Here is a 17,261-nt window from a genome sequence, read left to right as displayed (position 1 = left end):
CGCCGAGGTCGGAGGGTCACGCCGCCCGAGGTCAGAGGGTCGCGCCGCGCCGGTACCGCAGCAGGGCGAACGCGATCCGGCCGAGCAGCAGCACCCCGGCGGCAAGACAGCCGGCCACCGCCATCGCCCAGGCCGGACCGTCACTGTCCGGAACCGCCACCGCGACCACGATGCCGATCGCGAGACAGGCCAGACCGACCACCGCCAGCGGGATCTGGTGGGTGACCAGCGCGCCACCGCTCCACGCGCGGGCCATCCGGGTCGCACCATGCAGGTGGAAGTGATCACGTTCCGCATCTGCCATGAGCCCAAGGTACCGCGCGGCCGCCGCGGAGGCAGCCCGCAGGGAGTGTTCTCCCCGCGACCCTGCGCAACCGAAAAGGCTCCGGCGACACTCCGGCGCACCTCCGGGGCGCCGGATTTCGGGCCCGCGAAAAATCCTCGGCCGTCCGGTACAACCATCTACGGCGTGTAGGGGTCTCCACTACATTGAGCGATCCAGGAGCCGTCCGCGGTGCGGGTTGGGAGTCCCCGCCGAGGACCGGAAGAACCCAGGGGGCGGAGCCGCCGTGCCCTGGTGTCGGAGGCCGGGCTCCGTCCTCCGGCGGTACCGCCACGCCGCACCGGCGACCGAGGGGGAACCGTGCCGCAGTCCCAGTCCATGACATCGACCTCCAGGGCCCGGACCAGCTCCGTGGTCCGCGTCCTGCCGAACGTGAACGTGCACCCGTTGTCGCAGGCGGCCGCCGGGCAGCCGGCCGCCCGGCAACCCGCCGTTCGCCCGCACGTCCGGCAACCCACCATCCTTCCCGTGGCAGCGCCCCACCCGACGCCCCAGCCGGCCGCCGGGCGGGGCGACTGGCTGCGCTTCGCCCCCGTCCAACCCCTGTTCCGGGCCCGGGCCGCGCAGCGGCTCGCCGTGCTCGCGTACCACGGCGTCACCGACCCGCGCTCCTTCGGCGCCCAGCTCGACCGCCTTCGAAGACTCGCCACACCCGTCTCGCTCGCCGCCGTCCAGCAGGCCGTCGCCGAACGGCGCCCCCTTCCGGCCCGCAGCGTGCTCGTCACATTCGACGACGCCGACCGCAGCGTCCTCACCCACGCCCTTCCCGCCCTCAACGCCCGGCGCATCCCGGCCGCCGCGTTCGTCATCTCCGAGCTGATCGGCACCGAGAAACCGTTCTGGTGGCACGAGGCGGACTTCCTCGCCCGGCACGGCGGACGGGCCCGCTCACTCGAGTGCGGGCACCCCAACCAACTGCTCCCCCGACTCAAGGCCATGCCCGACCCCGACCGGCGCCGCAGCCTCCAGGAGCTCCGGGTCAGCGCCGACCGCCGCCCGCCCGGGCAGGAGCAACTCACCCCCGCCGACCTGCTCGCCCTGCGCGCGGGGGGCGTCGCCATCGGCAACCACACCCAGGGCCACCCCTGTCTGGGCCGCTGCGACGACGCCACCGTCCGCGCCGAGATCACCGGCGCGCACGAAGCCCTCACCCGCTGGCTCGGCGAACCACCGGCCGCCTTCGCCTACCCCGACGGCGGCCACGACCCTCGCGCGGAAACCGTCCTTCAGGAGCTCGGCTACCGCCTCGGCTTCCTCTCCGACCACCGCCTCGGCCCCCGCCTCCCCGACCACCCGCTCCAGATCAGCCGCCTCCAGGTCGACTCCACCACCAGCACCCGACGCTTCGACACCATCCTCTCCGGCCTCGAACCCGCCTACCGCCGCTGGCGCGGCCAGGCGGTGGCGTAGCCGAGGCTCGACGGCGCGCGGGAAGTCGGCCGGGCCGGCTTCCCGCGCGACAGCGGCTGCCGCCCGGCGCAGCCGGAGACGGCCAGGGAGCGGCTGGGAGGCCGGGAGCGGCAGGAGTGGCGCGGCGAGGGTGCGGCGGCAGGTGGGTCTCCGCCGACGCGCGTGGCGGTCAGGCTCTACGGCCCGGTCGGCCGGGGAGCTGGTGCTCCGGCGACCGGGCCGGCACCTCCGCTCCCGCTCCCGCCCGTCAGACCGCCGGGGCCGGGGTGATCAGGGTGGGGCCCTGCGGGTAGAGGAGGGCCGCCGGGGGGAGCGCCGCGGCGGTGCCGGCGTGCAGAACGGTGAGCGTGGCGTTGCCGGTGCGGCCGGGGTCGGCGACGCGGCGGAGGGCCTGGGCGGCGACGGCGTCGGCGGAGCCGTGCAGCGTGAGGTGCGGGGCTGCGAGGGGGGCGACGGCGGCGCGGATGCGGTCGGCGACCAGTTCGTAGTGGGTGCAGCCGAGCACGACGGCCGCCGTGCCCGCCGGCGTGCGGGCGGCCGCGTCGGCGATGGCCGCGTCGATGGCCGCGTCGTCGCCGTGTTCGATGGCGTCCGCCAGGCCGGGGCAGGCGACCTCGGTGACGGCGGCCGTCCCGGAGAAGTCACGGATGAGGCCGCGCTGGTAGGCGCTGCCCGTGGTGGCGGGGGTGGCCCAGATGGCGACCGGGCCGCCGAGGGCGGCGGCCGGCTTGATGGCCGGGACGGTGGCGATGACCGGCAGCGCGGGCTCCAGTTCGGCGCGCAGGGTGGCGAGCGCGTGGACGGAGGCGGTGTTGCAGGCGATCACCAGGGCGTCCGGCTCGAGGGCGGCGGCCGCCCGCGCGCAGCCGAGGGCGAGCGCGGTGATCTCCTCGGGCGTGTGCGGGCCCCAGGGCATCGAGGCGGGGTCGGAGGAGAGCACCAGATCGGCGTCCGGGCGGAGCTTCCGCAGAACGGCAGCGGCGGCCAGCAGGCCGATTCCCGAGTCCATCAGTGCGATCTTCACAGGGCAAGACTTTAGTCGATGCGTCGCTGCGGGCCCCGGGTGCGGCAGACTGCCCGGGTGACCGTCCTGCTGTGGATCGCCCTGCTCTCCCTGCTGGTCTGGCTCTGGCTGGCGTGCTGCCACGGCTTGTTCTGGCGTACCGACGTCCGGCTGCCGCCGCGCCGGCCGCCCGCCCGCTGGCCGCAGGTCGTGGTGGTGGTGCCGGCCCGGGACGAGGCGGAGGTGCTGCCGCTCAGCCTGCCGGGCCTGCTGGCGCAGAAGTATCCGGGACGGGCCCGGGTGGTGCTGGTGGACGACCACAGCTCGGACGGGACCGGCGCGCTGGCACGGGCGCTCGCCACGCCCGGGGGGCTGGAGCTGACCGTCACCACCCCTCCCCCGCTGCCGCCGGGCTGGACCGGCAAGCTGTGGGCGCTGCGGCACGGGGTGGATCTGGCCGGTCCGGACGCCGACTACCTGCTGCTCACGGATGCGGACATCGCGCACGGTCCGGACTCGCTGGCCGAGCTGGTGGCCGCCGCCGAGGGCAACCGGCTGGACCTGGTGTCGCAGATGGCCCGGCTGCGGGTGGAGACCGGGTGGGAGCGGTTGATCGTGCCGGCGTTCGTCTACTTCTTCGCCCAGCTGTACCCGTTCCGCCGCAGCAACCGGCCCGGGGCCCGGACGGCCGCGGCGGCGGGCGGCTGCTCGCTGGTGCGGCGGGAGACGCTGGAGCGGGTGGGCGGGGTGGCGGCGATCCGGGGTGCGGTGATCGACGACGTGTCGCTGGCCCGCGCGGTGAAGGCGGCGGGCGGCCGGACCTGGCTGGGCCTGGCCGAGCAGGTGGACAGCGTCCGCCCGTACCCGCGGCTGGCCCAGCTCTGGCGGATGGTCTCGCGCAGCGCGTACGCGCAGTTGCGGCACTCGCCGCTGCTGCTGCTCGGGACGGTCGTCGGCCTGGCGCTGGTGTACCTGGTGCCGCCGGTGGCGGCGCTGGCCGGCCTGGCCACCGGGAGCTGGACGGTGGCCGCGGCGGGCGGGGCGGCGTGGGCGCTGATGGCGGGGACGTTCGTGCCGATGCTGCGCTACTACGGCCAGCCGGCGCCGGCCGCGCTGCTGCTGCCGTTCACGGCGGCGCTCTACCTGCTGATGACGGTGGACTCCGCGGTGCAGCACTGGCGCGGGCGCGGGGCCGCCTGGAAAGGCCGGACGTACTGACCCCGGCTGGTCCACACTGTTCGGATGGACCGCCAGATGATCTCCCGCCTCGCCCATGCCCACCACCCGATCGCCGCGCCGGTCGCCGACGAGTCGGTGACCCGGCTGCTGGCCCGGGCGACCGCCCGCTCCGACGCCGGCCGGGCGCTGGACCTCGGCTGCGGTGAGGGCGGCTGGCTGCTCCGCCTGCTGGCCGCCCGTCCTCGCTGGACGGCGGTCGGGGTGGACCTGGACGCGTCGGCCCTGACCCGGGCCCGGGAGACCGCGCAGGCTCTCGGGGTGGAGCGCCGGATCGGCCTGCACCACCTGGACGCCCGGGAGTTCAAGACCGCCGAGCCGTTCGACCTGGTGTTGGACATCGGCGCGACGCACGCCTTCGGCGGCCTGCTGCCGACCCTGGCCGCGGCCCGCGAGCACCTGGCCCCGGGCGGCCTGGTGCTGGTCGGCGAGGCCTTCTGGGAGCGCGAGCCCGCCCAGGCCGCGCTGGACGGCCTGGGTGCGGCCAGGGACGACTACGCCGACCTGGCGACGACCACCGACCAGGTGCTCGCGGACGGCTGGACGCCGGTGTACGGGTATGTCAGCAGCCCGCAGGAGTGGGACGACTACGAGCTCTCCTGGACGGGCTCGCTGGCCGAGTGGGCGCTGGACCACCCGGACCACCCGGACGCGGCGGCCGCCCGCGAGGCGGCGGACCGGCACCGTGCGGAGTGGCTGCACGGTTACCGGGGCACCTTGGGCTTCGTCACCTACCTGCTGCGCCTCGGCTGACGGCCGGCCGCCTCCGGCGGACGTTCACTTCTGCGTGCGGGCGAGGAAGTCGTCGATCAGCGGGGCGATCTCGGGCAGCTTCTCCTCCAGTGCGAAGTGCCCGGTGTCGAACACGTGCAGCTCCGCGTCGGGCAGGTCGCGCAGGTAGGCGCGGGCGCCGGGCTCGGTGAAGAAGAGGTCGTTCCGGCCCCACACGATCAGCGTCGGCGGCCGGTGGGTGCGCAGCCACTCCTGCCAGACGGGGTAGAGCGCGACGTTGGAGTGGTAGTCGAGGGCGAGTTCGACCTGGATGTCCTTGCGGCCCGGCAGGTCGAGGAAGTGCTGGTCGAGGGTCCAGCCGTCCGGGGCGACGAGTTCCGGGTCGCCGGTGCCGCCTTCGTACTGGCTGCGGGTGATCTCCAGGGTGAGGATGGAGCGCGCCCGTTCGGCGGCGCCGTCGACGCCGTGCCGGTTGGCGATGAACTCCCGGGCCTGGTCGGAGAGTCCCTCCTCGTAGGCGTTGCCGTTCTGGACCACGAGACCGGTGATCCACTCCGGGTGGCGGGTGGCCAGCCGCAGGCCGACGGGGGCGCCGAAGTCGAAGACGTAGAGGGCGAACCGGTCCAGGCCGAGGGCCAGGCAGAAGCCTTCGACGACGTCGGCGAGGGTGTCGAAGCGGTAGGGGAAGTCGCCGGGCGCGGGGCTGGCGCTGTGGCCGAAGCCGGGGTAGTCGGGGGCGATCAGGCGGTAGCGGGTGCCGAGCGCGTCGAGGAGCCGGCCGAACTGGTGGGAGGCGGAGGGGAATCCGTGCAGCAGCAGGAGAACGGGCGCGTCGCTCGGACCGGTCTCCCGGTAGAAGACGCGCAGGCCGTCGACGTCGACGTGGCGGTGCCGGATGTGTGGGATCGTCAGCTCGCTCATGCTAACCATTAAACACCGCAATAGAGGTTAGAAGCAATGGGCCCCCGCGATCACCGCCGCAGCAGCCGCAGCGCGGCCGGCTTGGTGAACTCGTACCGCGTCATCTGTTCGAGGTCCTTCAGCCAGCCCGTCACCCGGGCCGGCCGGGCCAGCACCCGGCCGTACAACTCCTCGAAGGCGGTGGTCACGCTCTCCAGCGAGAACCGTCCGACCACCCAATCCCGCCCCCAGGAGCCGAGTTGCTGCCGGCGCCCGGGGTCGTCCAGCAGGCCGCGGAGCTGTCCGGCCAGCGCCTCCGGGGCGCGCGAGCCGTCGCCGAAGCCGTACATGCAGCGTGAGGCGTGCGGCTCCACCAGCGGGCCCGGCTCGTGCACGGCGGTGTACCCGGCCGCACCGTGGACCACCACCGGCTTGCCGAAGGCCAGGCCGCGCAGGGCCGAACCACCCATGCCCAGGACGATGTCGGCAGCCTGGTAGGCAGGCCTCGGATCGGCCAACTGGCCAGGGACCAGCACGGCTTGGCGGCCGAGCGCCGCGTTCGCACCGGCCGCCCGGACGCGCAGCTTCTCCAGGCTCGGCCCGGCGCCGACGACGACGAGCCGCACCCTCGGGTCGTCCAACTGCCGGACGGCGTCGACGGTCAGCTCGGCACCGGCGTCCTTCTCCAGCGCGGGCACCAGCCGGGTCACGATGGCGAGCAGCAACTCGTCGTCGCCGATGCCGTGTTCGCGGCGGAACGCGGCGCCGTCCACCTGGCCGGGCGCGTCCGTGGCGGTGTTGACCGGCGGCTCGATCAGGCTGACGTCACGATGGCCGAAGGCCCGGCCGTCCCCCATCAGCGCACCGAGGCCGAGCACCAGCGGCTGGTGCCGGGGCAGGCCGCGCAGCATCCGGATGCCGTAGAAGGTGGTGACCACCGGCAGCCGGCCGTAACGCCCCGGCCCGAAGTAGGAGTTGCGGGCGGCGCGGACCTCCCAGGCGTGCAGCAGCTGGCTGCCGTGCTCGGCGGCGAGACGGCCGAGACGGCGGCGGATCTCGGCGTGCGGGGTGTCGGGCCCGCCCGCGACCACCACCTCCAGGCCGTGCCCGGCAGCGACCTCGACCAGCGGGGCGGGGCCGGCCACGCCCTGCGCGAACAGGACCGGGTCGTGGCCGCGGTCACGCAGGGTGCGGGCGATGTCGACCGCGTTGAGCTGGGCCCCGCCCAGGGCAAGGTTGTTGAGATGGACCAGCACCCGGACAGGTCGCAAGGCTCACTCCTCCCAGTGGTGCGGGACGAACACCGGCGCGGCCAGCACCACCGCGCGCGGCGGCGTGTCCAGCATCGGCCCGAACACGTCGAACTGGCCGACCGAGTGCCAGCTCATCAGCGTCCCACCGTCGGTCCGGCCGATGCCGTAGACGCCGGCCCAGAGCGTGTACCGGCCGCGCGGCAGCGGCAACCTCGGTACCACACAGGCGACGTGATGGTCCTCGCCGGTGAGCCGGATCTCGTGGCTGATCTGGAAGATCGGGCTGGAGGTGCCCTCGCTGACGCCCAGGTGCAGGGTGGCGTCGCCGCGGTAGTCCCCGCCGAGGGTCAGCTCGATCGTCATCGGCTCGTCGGTGGTCAGGCTGTCGCGGTCCTCGCCCCGGACGGCGTGCTTGAGCAGTTGCAACGGCTCGCCGGTGCGGCCACCGGCCTCGGACTGCGCCTCGATGGAGTCCCGGTAGCCGGCCATCGCCTCCTTGATGCCCGCGTCCACCCGCACCGAGCCCTGCTCCAGCCAGATGCCGCGGCGGCAGATCGACTCCACGGCCGGCAGGTCGTGGGAGACGAAGACGATCGTGGTGCCCTGCTCGGCGACCTCGCGCATCCGGTCCAGGCAGCGCTGCTGGAAGACGGCGTCGCCGACCGCCAACACCTCGTCCACCAGCAGGACATGGGGCTCCAGGTAGGCCGCGACGGCGAAGCCGAGGCGCATCTGCATGCCGGAGGAGTAGAACTTGACCTGCCGGTCGATGGCGCCGCCGAGCCGGGCGAACTCCACGATGTCGTCGAAGCGGGTGGCCACCTCGCGCCGCCGCAGGCCGAGCAACGCGCCAAACAGGTAGATGTTCTCCCGGCCCGTCAGATCCGGGTGGATGCCGGCCCGGATCTCGATCAGGGCGCCGATCCGGCCGCGTACGTCGATCACGCCGCCGTACGGGTACATCACCCGGGTCAGCATCTTCAGCAGGGTGGACTTGCCGGAGCCGTTGGAGCCGATCAGGCCGACCGACTCGCCCGGCTCGATGTGCATCGTGATGTCGCGCAGCGCCCAGCGCCAGTCCTCGCCCTTCTCGCCGCGCAGCCGGCGGGTCAGCGAGTCCACCTTGTCGCGCAGCAGCATGCGCTGCTGGTCGGCCTTGAAGCGCTTCCACACCTGGTCGGTGCGGATGGTGCCCAGGGGGTACGTCTGGCTAGGCGACATCGGCGATCCCCGTCTCCAGCTTCTTGAACAGCAGGTAGCCGCCGACCAGGAACACCACCGAGGAGACCGCGGCGATCGAGGTGAGCGTGACGTCCGGCGCGTCCCCGTACAGCAGGGCCCCGCGGTAGCCCTCGATGACGGCGCCGAGCGGGTTGAACCCGACGTAGATCTCCTGCAGGCGCTGCGGGATCTGCGCCAGCGGGTAGGCGACGGGCGTGGCGAAGACGCCCATCTGCGTGATGATCGGCAGCAGGTGACGGACGTCGCGCAGGTAGACCACGGCCACCGAGAGGATCAGCGCGACACCGTAGGTGAAGGCGAACTGGATGAGCAGCAGCGGCAGCACCCAGAGGAACGTCGCGGCGGGGGCGGTCCAGAAGATCAGGAAGAGCAGGCCGAGGACGCCGATGCCGATCACCATGTCCACGCTGGCGACCAGCATGGTGGCCAGCGGGAAGACCTCGCGCGGGCAGTAGACCTTGTTGAGCAGGCTGAGGTTGTTGGCCAGGCTCAGCGCGCCCTGGTTCATGGTGTTGCTGAAGAACTGCCAGACGATCAGACCGACATAGGCGAAGAGCGGGTAGGCCGCCGTACCGGTGTCGATCTTCACCGCGCGGTGGAAGACCAGCGTGAAGATGGAACAGAGCGCGAGCGGGGTCAGCACCGCCCAGGCGAAGCCGAGCACCGCCTGCTTGTAGCGGGCGCGAAGGTCCCGCTCGGCCAGCGCGCGGACCAGCTCACGCGCGCCCCACAGCTCCCGGGCCACCTGCGCGGGTCGCAGGTGGCGTTTGAAGACCAGCTCCGGTGGCGGCCCGTCGGCGGCCGCGGGCCGCCTCGGAGCGGCCGATGTCTGGCTGTCGCGCTCGTCGACGAGCTGCGCGCGTTGTCCCCCCACGGACCCCTGCCCTCTCCGGTACCGCCGGAATCGAGAAGTGGGCCTCCCGCCACGGCAGTTCCCGGCCTAGGCGGTGCGGCCCGGCGTCCACTCTGGCACAGAGTGTGGTCGCCGGGGGTCGGTTCGGTGAAGGTGATCGGGTCGGGGTCAGAACCGCGGCGAGCGTGGGTTGCGCTGCTGGTCCTGCTGCACCAGCTGGTCCATGACACCGGGCATCGCGTCGACGCCGCCGGCCTGGGTCGGCGAGGTCCGGTGCTCGCCCTGGACGATGACGGTGGGCAGCTCGTTGATCCGGTACCGGACGAACAGTGCGGCGGCCTCGTCGACGGCCCGCTGCACGTCGGCGGAGCGGTAGGCGTCCCGGAACTGCTGCTGGTCGACGCCCTGGCGCAGCGCCCAGTCGGTGGCGGTGTTCTCGGTGGTGACGTCCTGCTTGTTGGAGTGGATCGCGCGGAAGGCGCTGGTCTGCAGGCGCTCGACCAGGCCGAGGCGCTCCAGCGTGTAGTAGAGGCGCGCGTGGCCGCGCTGCGTGACCTCCTCGCGGCTGCCCGGCCAGATCGCGGGCACCCGGCGCAGGTCGACGTCCTCGCGGTGCTTCTCGGCCCAGGCCTGGAGCGGCTTCTCCAGCTGCTGGGAGTGGCCGCAGTCGTACCAGAAGAACTCGAGCGCGTCGGTGCGGGCGCTCGCGCGGGCCGCCTGCGGGTGGTCGAGGCGGGTGAACTGGGAACCCTCGGTGGCTGGTTGATGGGTGGCCGCGCCGGCCTGGACGGGGGATGCGGCGATCCCGGTGGCGACGGCGAGCAGGACGGTGGACCTCAGCAGCGATTTCACACCGGGCATCCTTGCGGCCACGGTCCGCGACCGGCCGGTTCCACCGGTGCGGCGCGGGCGGATTCACCCGGGCGGCCCAGCACGGGCAGCCCAGCGCGGGCGGCGCCCCGGCCCGGAGCCTGCCGCCGCCACGGCGGCAGGCACGGCCCGGGCCGGGGCCCTGCGTCATTCCGGGCCCTGCGTCACTCCGGGCGCGGCGCGTGCTCCGGGCGCGGCGGGACCACCGCGGGCGTGGACGCGGGCTCGGCCTTGGCGAGCGCGGGCGGCTCGTCGGCCGGCCGCTGCTCACCAGCCGGTCGCTGCTCGCCGACCGGCGGCTGCTCACCGGCCGGCTCGGGCGACTGCCGCGGGACGGTGCCCGCCTTCGGCGTGGCCCCGTCGAAGAAGCGGAGCAGCTCGACCGGGAACGGCAGCACGAGGGTCGAGTTCTTCTCCGCCGCCACCTCGACGACCGTCTGGAGCAGCCGCAGCTGCAGCGCGGACGGCGTGCTGTCCATCATCTCGGCCGCCTGGGCGAGCTTCGCGGCGGCCTGGAACTCACCGTCGGCGGTGATGATGCGGGCACGCCGCTCCCGATCGGCCTCGGCCTGCCGGGCCATCGAACGCTTCATCGAGTCGGGCAGCGCGACGTCCTTGATCTCGACCCGGTCGATGTGCACGCCCCAGCCGACGGCCGGGCTCTCCAGCATCAGCTCCAGCCCGCGGTGCAGGTTCTCCCGCCCGGACAGCAGGTCGTCGAGCTCGCTCTTGCCGATGATCGAGCGCAGCGAGGTCTGTGCGACCTGCGACATGGCGAAGGCGTAGTTCTGCACGTCGACGGTGGCGAGCACCGGGTCGACCACCCGGAAGTAGACCACCGCGTCGACCCGTACCGAGACGTTGTCCCGGGTGATGCCCTCCTGGGCGGGCACCGGCATGGTGATGACCTGCACATTCACCTTGCGCATCCGGTCGATGACCGGCAACAGCAGGGCGGGGCCGGGCTGGCGCACCCGGCCGCGCACCCGGCCCAGCCGGAAGACCACACCCCGCTCGTACTGCTGCACCACCCGTACGCCGGTGGCGAGCCAGAGAATTCCAAGGGCCGCCAGGCCCGCGAGTACCACCATGCCGGTGACCTTTCCCCGTGCCGGCGCACCCGGGCGGAGTCCCTGCTGGCTCCGTCGTACGGGCGCGCCGCGCAGCGAAGTATGCGCCTGTCCCGCGTCCGTTCCCAGGGCGGGTGCCGTTTTGACGCGTCGTCGGTGCCCGCCCCGGCTCCGGACCGGTCAGCTCCGGCGCCAGAGCTCGGTGAACAGGACCTGCCAGGCGTCGGTCACCACGCCGAGCTCGTTCTGCGCGAGCGTGTGCTCGCGGGCGGCGGCGCCGAGCGCGGCACGGTCGCCGGCCAGCACCTTGGCCAGCGCCTCGGCGAGCACGAGCGGGTCGCCGGGGGCGACCAGTGCGCCGGTGACACCGTCGCGGACCACCGAGCGGACCCAGCCGACGTCGGTGGCGACGGCGGGCAGCCCGGCCAGTGCGGCCTCGATCAGGACACCGGGCACTCCCTCGCTGTCGCTGGTGAGCAGCACCGCGTCGGCGGCCCGGTAGAGCGGGGCCGGGTCGGCGAGAGTGCCGAGGAAGTGGGCCCGGGCGGCGGCCGGGTGCTGTTCGAGGGCGGCGCGCTGCGGGCCGTCGCCGGCCACGGCGAGGCGGACGTCGGGGAGCCGGTCGAGGGCGTCGAGGGCGAGGTCGAGCCGCTTCTCGGGCGCTATCGCGCCGATCCAGGCGACCAGCAGGCCCTCGGCGGGCAGGCCGAGGGCGTGCCGGGCGGCCCGCCGGCCGGCCTCGCCGTCGGCGGGCGGGTAGCGGTCGGCGGCGCGGGCGTTGGGGATGGTGCGGACCTTGCCGGCGGACAGCCGGAACCGGTCCTGCAGGACGGCGCGGGCCTCGTCGGCCAGTGCGGTGACGGCGGCCGCGCGGTGCAGCAGGACGCCGGTGCGCAGCCGACGCAGCGGGCTCGCCGTCCAGTGCCGGGGGTCGCCGATGGAAACGTAGACGAACGGGGTTCGGGTGCCGGCCAGGGCGAGGGCGCAGGCCGGCAGGGTGGACGAGCCGTGCGCGACGACCAGGTCGGCGGTGCGCGCGGCGGCGCGCAGGGCGCGCAGGGTGGCGGGGTGCAGCCGGCCGGGGCCGAGCACGGTGGTGGCTCGGGTGTCGGGCGCGTCCGGGTGGGCGTCGGGGTGCGGGGCGAGGGCGCGCAGCGCGGAGGCCTGGCCGCGGCGGCGCAGTTCCCGGTGGAGGTCCCTGGCGAGGTTCTGGGCGCCGCGGCGGCGCGGATCGGTGATCAGGTGCAGGATGCGGGGGCGGGTTCCGGCCTTCTTCGCCGGCGTCGCGTCGGGCATGGGAACGACCTTGGCACAGGGACCGGCGCGTGACAGCCCCTTCGCGCGAGCCCGTGGTGGTCTGCGCGCCCGCGTGGGTGCTGCCGCAGGGCTCCGCCGGATGCCGTCACCCGCCGGGCGCACCGGCTGTGCGCCCTGCTGCGCGCCCCCCGGCCGCCCCCGGCCGCCCCCGGCCGCCCACGCGACGGGTGGAGCGTCCTGGCCGATTCCCTGGCGGGCGGCGGTCGCCACCTGCGATGCTGATCGGCAATCAGGGTGCCGGCCGGCATGGGAGACCGGGCGCGCCCCAGGAGGGCGGGGGTTGGCCTGTGCATGTGCTCTATGTGATCGACAGCGTGAGCCGGGTCGGCGGGGCCGAGCAGGGTCTGGTGGCGATGGCCCCCCAACTGGTGCGGGCCGGTGTGAAACTGGACGTCGCGTACCTCAAGGACTCCCCCGGCGGCTTCCAGCCGGAGCTGACCGGGGCCGGGGCCGACGTGTTCGGCATGGGCCGGGACACCCGCGGACGGACGGGCGCAGCGCTGCACCGGCTGATCCGGGAGCGCCGGCCGGACCTCGTCCACACCACGCTCTACGAGTCCGACGTGCTCGGCCGGGCCGCCGCCCTGTCGGCGCGCACCCCGGTGGTCTCCAGCCTGGTCAACTCGTCGTACGGCCCGGAGCACCTGGGTGCGCGCGGGCTCAGCCCGTGGAAGGTGCGGGCCGCGCAGGCGGTGGACGCCGCCACCGCCCAGGGCACCCGGCGGTTCCACGCCCTGACCCGGTACGTGGCCGGGGCGATGGCGCAGCGGCTGCGGGTGCCGCGGGAGCGGATCGACGTCGTCCCGCGCGGGCGGGACCCGGAGCTGCTGGGCACCGTCACCCCGGACCGGCGGGCCGCCGTCCGGTCCGCGCTGGACCTGCCCCAGGACGTCCCGGTGGTGCTCGCGGCCGCCCGCCAGCAGTACCAGAAGGGCCTGGACGTGCTGTTGGAGGCCTGGCCCGGGGTGCTGCGCGCCGAGCCGGAGGCGGTGCTGCTGCTGGCCGGCAGCGAGGGCGGCGAGACGGCCCGGCTGACCGCGCTCGCCGAGGCGGCCGGGAACGTGCGCTTCCTCGGGCCGCGCGACGACGTCTTCGACCTGATGGCCGCCTCCGACGCGTTCGCCGTACCCTCCCGCTGGGAGGGGCTGGGCAGCGCCGCGATGGAGGCGATGGGCGTCGGCGTGCCGCTGGTCTGCGCGGACGTGCCCGCACTGCGCGAGACGGTCGGCTCGGAGGACTACGCCCGGCTGGTGGCGCCGGAGCGGCCGGCCGAGCTGGCGGCGGCGCTCACCGACACGCTGGAGGACCGGGCGGCGGCCCGGGTGCGGGCGAAGGCGGCCCGGGCCCGGTTCCTGACCTCGTTCACGCTGCACCAGGTGTCGGCGCAGATGGTCGAGTTCTACGAGCGCTCGCTACGGGTGCGCCCGGTCTGACGGGTTCCGGCCATCACCGGGCCATTCGTCGGGAATCGACCGGTCCCAGTATCGCCAAAGCGGTTGCGCCGCACGTCGCGGCTCGGCAAGCATCGCAGGGGGGACCGGCGGGGGCGGCGGGCCGAGGGCGGGCTTGCGCGGCGACGCCGGCCGGGGAACGCCGGGGAGCGAGTCGTCAGGGGGGCGAGTTGCGACATCAGCCGAGGGATTCCGCCGTGCCGCGAGTCCGGCACAGCTCGGGCCTGCCTTGTGGATCAGGTCGGATCGGGCCGCGGCGTCAGGGTGCGTGCATCGCAAGGCGGAGGAGGGAGTCCATGCGGTGGGGGCACCTCCCGGCCGCCAGGCTGGGGAACATCGGCGACCGACGACAACGCGGCGAGGTGCGTGCCATGGCGTCGCGGGCCCGGCCTGATCCACAAGGCAGGCCCTAGCAGCACCCGGACCGCCGCGCTCCCGAACGGGCCGCCCCCGGGCGGGAGTTCCACAGCACCATCGCACCACGAACGCGAGGGGATCCAACCGGTGGAACCGGCAAACCACTTCACCGTCCTGCGGCGGTACTGGCGGCTGCTCGTCGGCTGCACGCTCGCCGCACTCATCGTCGGCTGGCTGCTGACCCCGGCCGGCGACACGGTGGACAACGCCAAATGGAAGTGCAAGGTCGCCATCACGCCGGTCGCGGGGGCCGGCGACACGGTACGGGCCGACCAGGTGCTCTCGTACGCGCAGGGCTCGGACGTCGCGACAGCGGCGGCCAAGCAGCTCGGCATCGCCGACGCCGCCGCGGTGATCGCCCGCCGGACGGTGACGGCCGACAGCGCCCAGATGCTGTCGATAGCGACCACCGGGCCGACCCAGCAGTCCTGCTCCGACCTGGCGGCCGCCTACTCGGCCGCAATCATCAAGGGCTTCAGCGACGAGTCCGCCAAGAGCGCCGCCGAGACCATCAAGAAGCTCCAGTCGCAGGCCGACGCCCAGCAGAAGGCGCTGGACGACATCCAGCAGCAGTTCAACCGCTCCTCGGCCGGCGACCAGCCCAAGCTCCAGCCCAAGCTGACCGCCGCGTCCACCTCGCTGACCGCGACGCTCACCGCGATCAGCAAGCTGCAGAACGGCGCCCAGACCGACGCCATCCAGCAGTGGGGCAGCATCGACGCCCGCCAGGGCACCAGCAACCTGCTCTCCTCGCCCACCCGCAGCGTCCGGCTCGGCCTGGCGGTGGGCCTCGGGCTCGCCCTCGGCGTCGTCGCCGCGCTGATGCTCAGCCGGATGGACACCCGGCTGCGCACCCGTAACGCGGTCGAGGAGGCGTTCAACCTGCCGGTGATCGGCGAGGTGCCGCAACTCTCCCGCCGGCTGCGGCGGTTGCGCGAGCCGCTGGTGCGCGCCCGGCCATCCGACCCGGCAGCCGAGGCGTACCGGTCGCTGCGCTCCACCCTGCTGCTCACCGGACCGGACGCGCTCGCGCTGCCGGCCCACGACCAGGACGGCCGGGAGCCGGCCGAGGCCGTCGCGCGCCGGCTCACCCAGCCGGCGCCGGTGGTCCTGGTCGCCTCCGGCAGCAGCGGCGACGGGCGGACCACCACGGTGGCCAACCTGGCCGCCGCACTCGCCGAGACCGGGCGCGAAGTCCTCGTCCTGGACTGCGACTTCCGCCACCCGCAGCTGCACGCCCACCTCGGCGTGGGCGGCGGGCCGGGCATGGCCGAGCTGCTCAGCGGCGAACAGCTGGGCGAGCTGGACGAGTTGATCCGGCCCACCAACGTCGAGGGGGTCTCGCTGATCACCGGCGGCAACACCACCGCGTACCCGGCCGCGCTGGTACTGCGGGCCGCCGAGGTGCTGCGCCGGGCCCGCCGGCACGCGGACGTGATCCTGGTCGACACCTCGCCGCTGCTGCACGCCAACGACGCGTACGACCTGGTCCAGCACGCCGACGCGGTACTGGTGACGGTGCGGAGCGGCAACGTGACACCGGAACAGGCGGACCGGGTGGCGGAGTTGCTCTCCCGGACCGGCGTGCCGGTGGCCGGGGTGGCGCTGCTCGGCACCTACGGCCCGGCCGGGCGTCGGCGGCGCAGCACGGCGGGCGGCGGCGGTCCGGCGGTGCTCGGCGGCCGCTCGGCGCAGGCCGCCCTGCCGCGCGCTGCCGCGCCGGCGGCGACGCAGGAGCGGGCACAGGAGCGGGCAGAGGAGCGCTGGGCCGAGCGGTCGGCCGAGCGGTCGGCGCCCAGCTGGGCCCGGCGCGGCGCCATCGGCCACGGCGCCAACGGCCACAGTGCCAACAGTCAGGGCGGTCAGGGCGGCCGGGTCGGACAGGGCGATCAGAGCGGCCAGGGCTCCAAGGACGACGGCGACCACGGCGAGCCCGCCCTGCTGCGCGAGGCGGAGGAGCGGTGAGCGGGCCGACCAGGGTCCTCTGGCTGGCCAAGGGCCTCGGCCGCGGCGGCGCCGAGCAGCTGCTGCTCAACTGCGCCCGGCACGCGGACCGTTCACGCTACGAGATCGAGGTCGCGTACGTGCTGCCGTGGAAGGACGCCCTAGCCCCCGCGCTCACCGAGGCCGGGGTGCGGGTGCACTGCCTCGGCACCCCCGGGAACGGCACCGGCCCGGGCACCCCCGGCCGGGCCGACCCGCGCTGGCCGCTGCGGCTGCGCCGGCTGCTCGTCACCCGCCGATACGGCCTGGTCCACACCCACATGCCGATCCCGGCCGCCGCCGCCCGACTGCTGGCGCCCACCGCCGGGTCCCCGCGCCTGGTGCACACCGAGCACAACGTCTGGGACCGCTACCGGCCGGCCACCCGCTGGGCCAACGCACTGACCTACCGGCGCAACGACGCGGTGATCGCCGTCTCGCACGCCGTCGAGCGGACCATCCCGGCCGCCCGCCGGCGCCCCGGCGCCTGGGTGCACGTGGTGCACCACGGCCCCGACCTGACCGGCGCCCCCGACGGCCCGGCCGCCCGCGCCGCCGCCCGCGCCGAACTCGGGCTCCCGCAGGACGCGTTCGTGGTCGGCACGGTCGGCAACCTCACCCCGAAGAAGGACCAGGCCACTCTGCTCGCCGCCCACGCCACGCTGCGCCGCCGGTGCCCGCAGGCCCGGCTGGTCCTGGTCGGCGCCGGCCCGCTGGACGGCCAACTGCGCGCCCGCGCCGCCGAACTGGGCGTCGCCGACAGCGTGCTGTTCGCCGGTTCGCGCTCCGACGTGCCGCTGCTGCTGCCCGGGCTGGACGTGTTCACCCTGAGCTCCCGGCAGGAGGGCCTGCCGGTGGCCCTGATGGAGGCGATGACCAGCGGCCTGCCATCCGTCGTCACCCGGGTCGGCGGCATGCCGGAGGTGCTGGAGGACGGCGGGCAGGGCCTGTTGGTGGAGCCCGGCGACCCGGGCGCGCTGGCCGAGGCCCTGGCCCGGCTGGCCGGCGACCGGGAGCTGCGCGACCGCCTCGGCGCGGCGGCCCGGGAGCGCGCGAAGAGCTTCGACGTGGCGGGCGCCCAGCGGGCCGTCGAGGCGGTGTACGAGCAGGTCCTGCGGCGCTGAACCCCCCGACCACCGCCTCCTCCGTAGGCCCTACCACCGAAATGAGTGCGAGTCCGG

At 74.6% G+C, this 17,261-nt stretch carries 15 protein-coding genes; 6 read left to right on the top strand and 9 right to left on the bottom strand.

Features of this window, described 5'->3' with window-relative positions; genetic code table 11:
• Nucleotides 1–31: 31 nt before the first annotated feature.
• Complete coding sequence (locus ACZ6NC_RS29070) at nt 32–304, bottom strand: hypothetical protein (protein ID WP_396324849.1); 273 nt, start codon at nt 302–304, stop codon at nt 32–34.
• A 357-nt stretch (nt 305–661) separates the two neighbouring features.
• Here ACZ6NC_RS29070 and ACZ6NC_RS29065 point away from each other — a divergent pair, with 357 nt between their 5' ends.
• Entirely contained in the window at nt 662–1,753 is a 1,092-nt protein-coding gene (locus ACZ6NC_RS29065; RefSeq protein ID WP_465736731.1) for a polysaccharide deacetylase family protein, read from the top strand.
• Between the two features lie 247 nt (nt 1,754–2,000).
• Here ACZ6NC_RS29065 and ACZ6NC_RS29060 read toward each other — a convergent pair whose 3' ends face one another.
• Nucleotides 2,001–2,777, bottom strand: a complete 777-nt coding sequence (locus ACZ6NC_RS29060) for a glutamate racemase (RefSeq protein ID WP_465736730.1) — start codon at nt 2,775–2,777, stop codon at nt 2,001–2,003.
• Between the two features lie 18 nt (nt 2,778–2,795).
• Here ACZ6NC_RS29060 and ACZ6NC_RS29055 point away from each other — a divergent pair, with 18 nt between their 5' ends.
• Nucleotides 2,796–3,974, top strand: a complete 1,179-nt coding sequence (locus tag ACZ6NC_RS29055; RefSeq protein ID WP_465736729.1) for a glycosyltransferase — start codon at nt 2,796–2,798, stop codon at nt 3,972–3,974.
• Nucleotides 3,975–3,998: 24 nt separating this feature from the next.
• Nucleotides 3,999–4,745 (top strand): SAM-dependent methyltransferase, encoded by a 747-nt coding sequence (locus ACZ6NC_RS29050; RefSeq protein WP_465736728.1) that lies wholly within the window; start codon nt 3,999–4,001, stop codon nt 4,743–4,745.
• 24 nt (nt 4,746–4,769) lie between these two features.
• Here ACZ6NC_RS29050 and ACZ6NC_RS29045 read toward each other — a convergent pair whose 3' ends face one another.
• From ACZ6NC_RS29045 to ACZ6NC_RS29015, 7 genes are all read right to left on the bottom strand, one after another.
• The gene (locus ACZ6NC_RS29045; protein ID WP_465736727.1) at nt 4,770–5,645 is read right to left on the bottom strand and encodes an alpha/beta fold hydrolase; all 876 of its coding nucleotides are present in this window, start codon (nt 5,643–5,645) and stop codon (nt 4,770–4,772) included.
• Nucleotides 5,646–5,695: 50 nt separating this feature from the next.
• Nucleotides 5,696–6,895 carry a glycosyltransferase family 4 protein gene (locus ACZ6NC_RS29040; RefSeq protein WP_465736726.1) on the bottom strand — a complete coding sequence of 400 codons (1,200 nt, stop codon included), beginning with the start codon at nt 6,893–6,895 and terminating at the stop codon, nt 5,696–5,698.
• Between the two features lie 3 nt (nt 6,896–6,898).
• Complete coding sequence (locus ACZ6NC_RS29035; protein WP_465736725.1) at nt 6,899–8,098, bottom strand: ABC transporter ATP-binding protein; 1,200 nt, start codon at nt 8,096–8,098, stop codon at nt 6,899–6,901.
• Nucleotides 8,088–8,993 carry an ABC transporter permease gene (locus ACZ6NC_RS29030; RefSeq protein ID WP_465736724.1) on the bottom strand — a complete coding sequence of 302 codons (906 nt, stop codon included), beginning with the start codon at nt 8,991–8,993 and terminating at the stop codon, nt 8,088–8,090. Before ACZ6NC_RS29030 ends, ACZ6NC_RS29035 begins: the two co-directional genes overlap by 11 nt.
• Before the next feature lie 147 nt (nt 8,994–9,140).
• Nucleotides 9,141–9,824 (bottom strand): thiol:disulfide interchange protein DsbA/DsbL, encoded by a 684-nt coding sequence (locus ACZ6NC_RS29025; RefSeq protein ID WP_465736723.1) that lies wholly within the window; start codon nt 9,822–9,824, stop codon nt 9,141–9,143.
• Between the two features lie 182 nt (nt 9,825–10,006).
• The gene (locus ACZ6NC_RS29020) at nt 10,007–10,933 is read right to left on the bottom strand and encodes a slipin family protein (RefSeq protein ID WP_465736722.1); all 927 of its coding nucleotides are present in this window, start codon (nt 10,931–10,933) and stop codon (nt 10,007–10,009) included.
• Between the two features lie 159 nt (nt 10,934–11,092).
• Nucleotides 11,093–12,208: a glycosyltransferase family 4 protein gene (locus ACZ6NC_RS29015; RefSeq protein ID WP_465736721.1), complete on the bottom strand. Its 1,116-nt coding sequence runs from the start codon at nt 12,206–12,208 to the stop codon at nt 11,093–11,095.
• A 314-nt stretch (nt 12,209–12,522) separates the two neighbouring features.
• Between ACZ6NC_RS29015 and ACZ6NC_RS29010 the strand changes: the two genes are divergently transcribed.
• The 3 genes from ACZ6NC_RS29010 (at nt 12,523) to ACZ6NC_RS29000 (ending at nt 17,204) form a co-directional block, all read left to right on the top strand.
• The gene (locus ACZ6NC_RS29010; RefSeq protein WP_465736720.1) at nt 12,523–13,662 is read left to right on the top strand and encodes a glycosyltransferase family 4 protein; all 1,140 of its coding nucleotides are present in this window, start codon (nt 12,523–12,525) and stop codon (nt 13,660–13,662) included.
• A 522-nt stretch (nt 13,663–14,184) separates the two neighbouring features.
• Nucleotides 14,185–16,062 (top strand): nucleotide-binding protein, encoded by a 1,878-nt coding sequence (locus tag ACZ6NC_RS29005; protein ID WP_465736719.1) that lies wholly within the window; start codon nt 14,185–14,187, stop codon nt 16,060–16,062.
• The gene (locus ACZ6NC_RS29000) at nt 16,059–17,204 is read left to right on the top strand and encodes a glycosyltransferase (RefSeq protein ID WP_465736718.1); all 1,146 of its coding nucleotides are present in this window, start codon (nt 16,059–16,061) and stop codon (nt 17,202–17,204) included. The genes ACZ6NC_RS29005 and ACZ6NC_RS29000 overlap by 4 nt, the downstream gene beginning before the upstream one ends.
• Nucleotides 17,205–17,261 lie beyond the last annotated feature (57 nt).

The sequence above is a fragment of the Kitasatospora sp. NPDC041988 genome, assembly GCF_055588525.1.
Note: the sequence above shows the minus strand (reverse complement) of the source record. Positions and strands in the feature narration are given on the sequence as shown.

Excerpts from the sequence above, each read along its gene's own strand:
- ACZ6NC_RS29070 (WP_396324849.1), bottom strand. The coding sequence starts at position 304 with ATGGCAGATGCGGAACGTGATCACTTCCACCTGCATGGTGCGACCCGG.
- ACZ6NC_RS29065 (WP_465736731.1), top strand. The coding sequence starts at position 662 with ATGACATCGACCTCCAGGGCCCGGACCAGCTCCGTGGTCCGCGTCCTG.
- ACZ6NC_RS29055 (WP_465736729.1), top strand. The coding sequence starts at position 2,796 with ATGCGTCGCTGCGGGCCCCGGGTGCGGCAGACTGCCCGGGTGACCGTC.
- ACZ6NC_RS29050 (WP_465736728.1), top strand. The coding sequence starts at position 3,999 with ATGGACCGCCAGATGATCTCCCGCCTCGCCCATGCCCACCACCCGATC.
- ACZ6NC_RS29045 (WP_465736727.1), bottom strand. The coding sequence starts at position 5,645 with ATGAGCGAGCTGACGATCCCACACATCCGGCACCGCCACGTCGACGTC.
- ACZ6NC_RS29035 (WP_465736725.1), bottom strand. The coding sequence starts at position 8,098 with ATGTCGCCTAGCCAGACGTACCCCCTGGGCACCATCCGCACCGACCAG.
- ACZ6NC_RS29020 (WP_465736722.1), bottom strand. The coding sequence starts at position 10,933 with ATGGTGGTACTCGCGGGCCTGGCGGCCCTTGGAATTCTCTGGCTCGCC.
- ACZ6NC_RS29015 (WP_465736721.1), bottom strand. The coding sequence starts at position 12,208 with ATGCCCGACGCGACGCCGGCGAAGAAGGCCGGAACCCGCCCCCGCATC.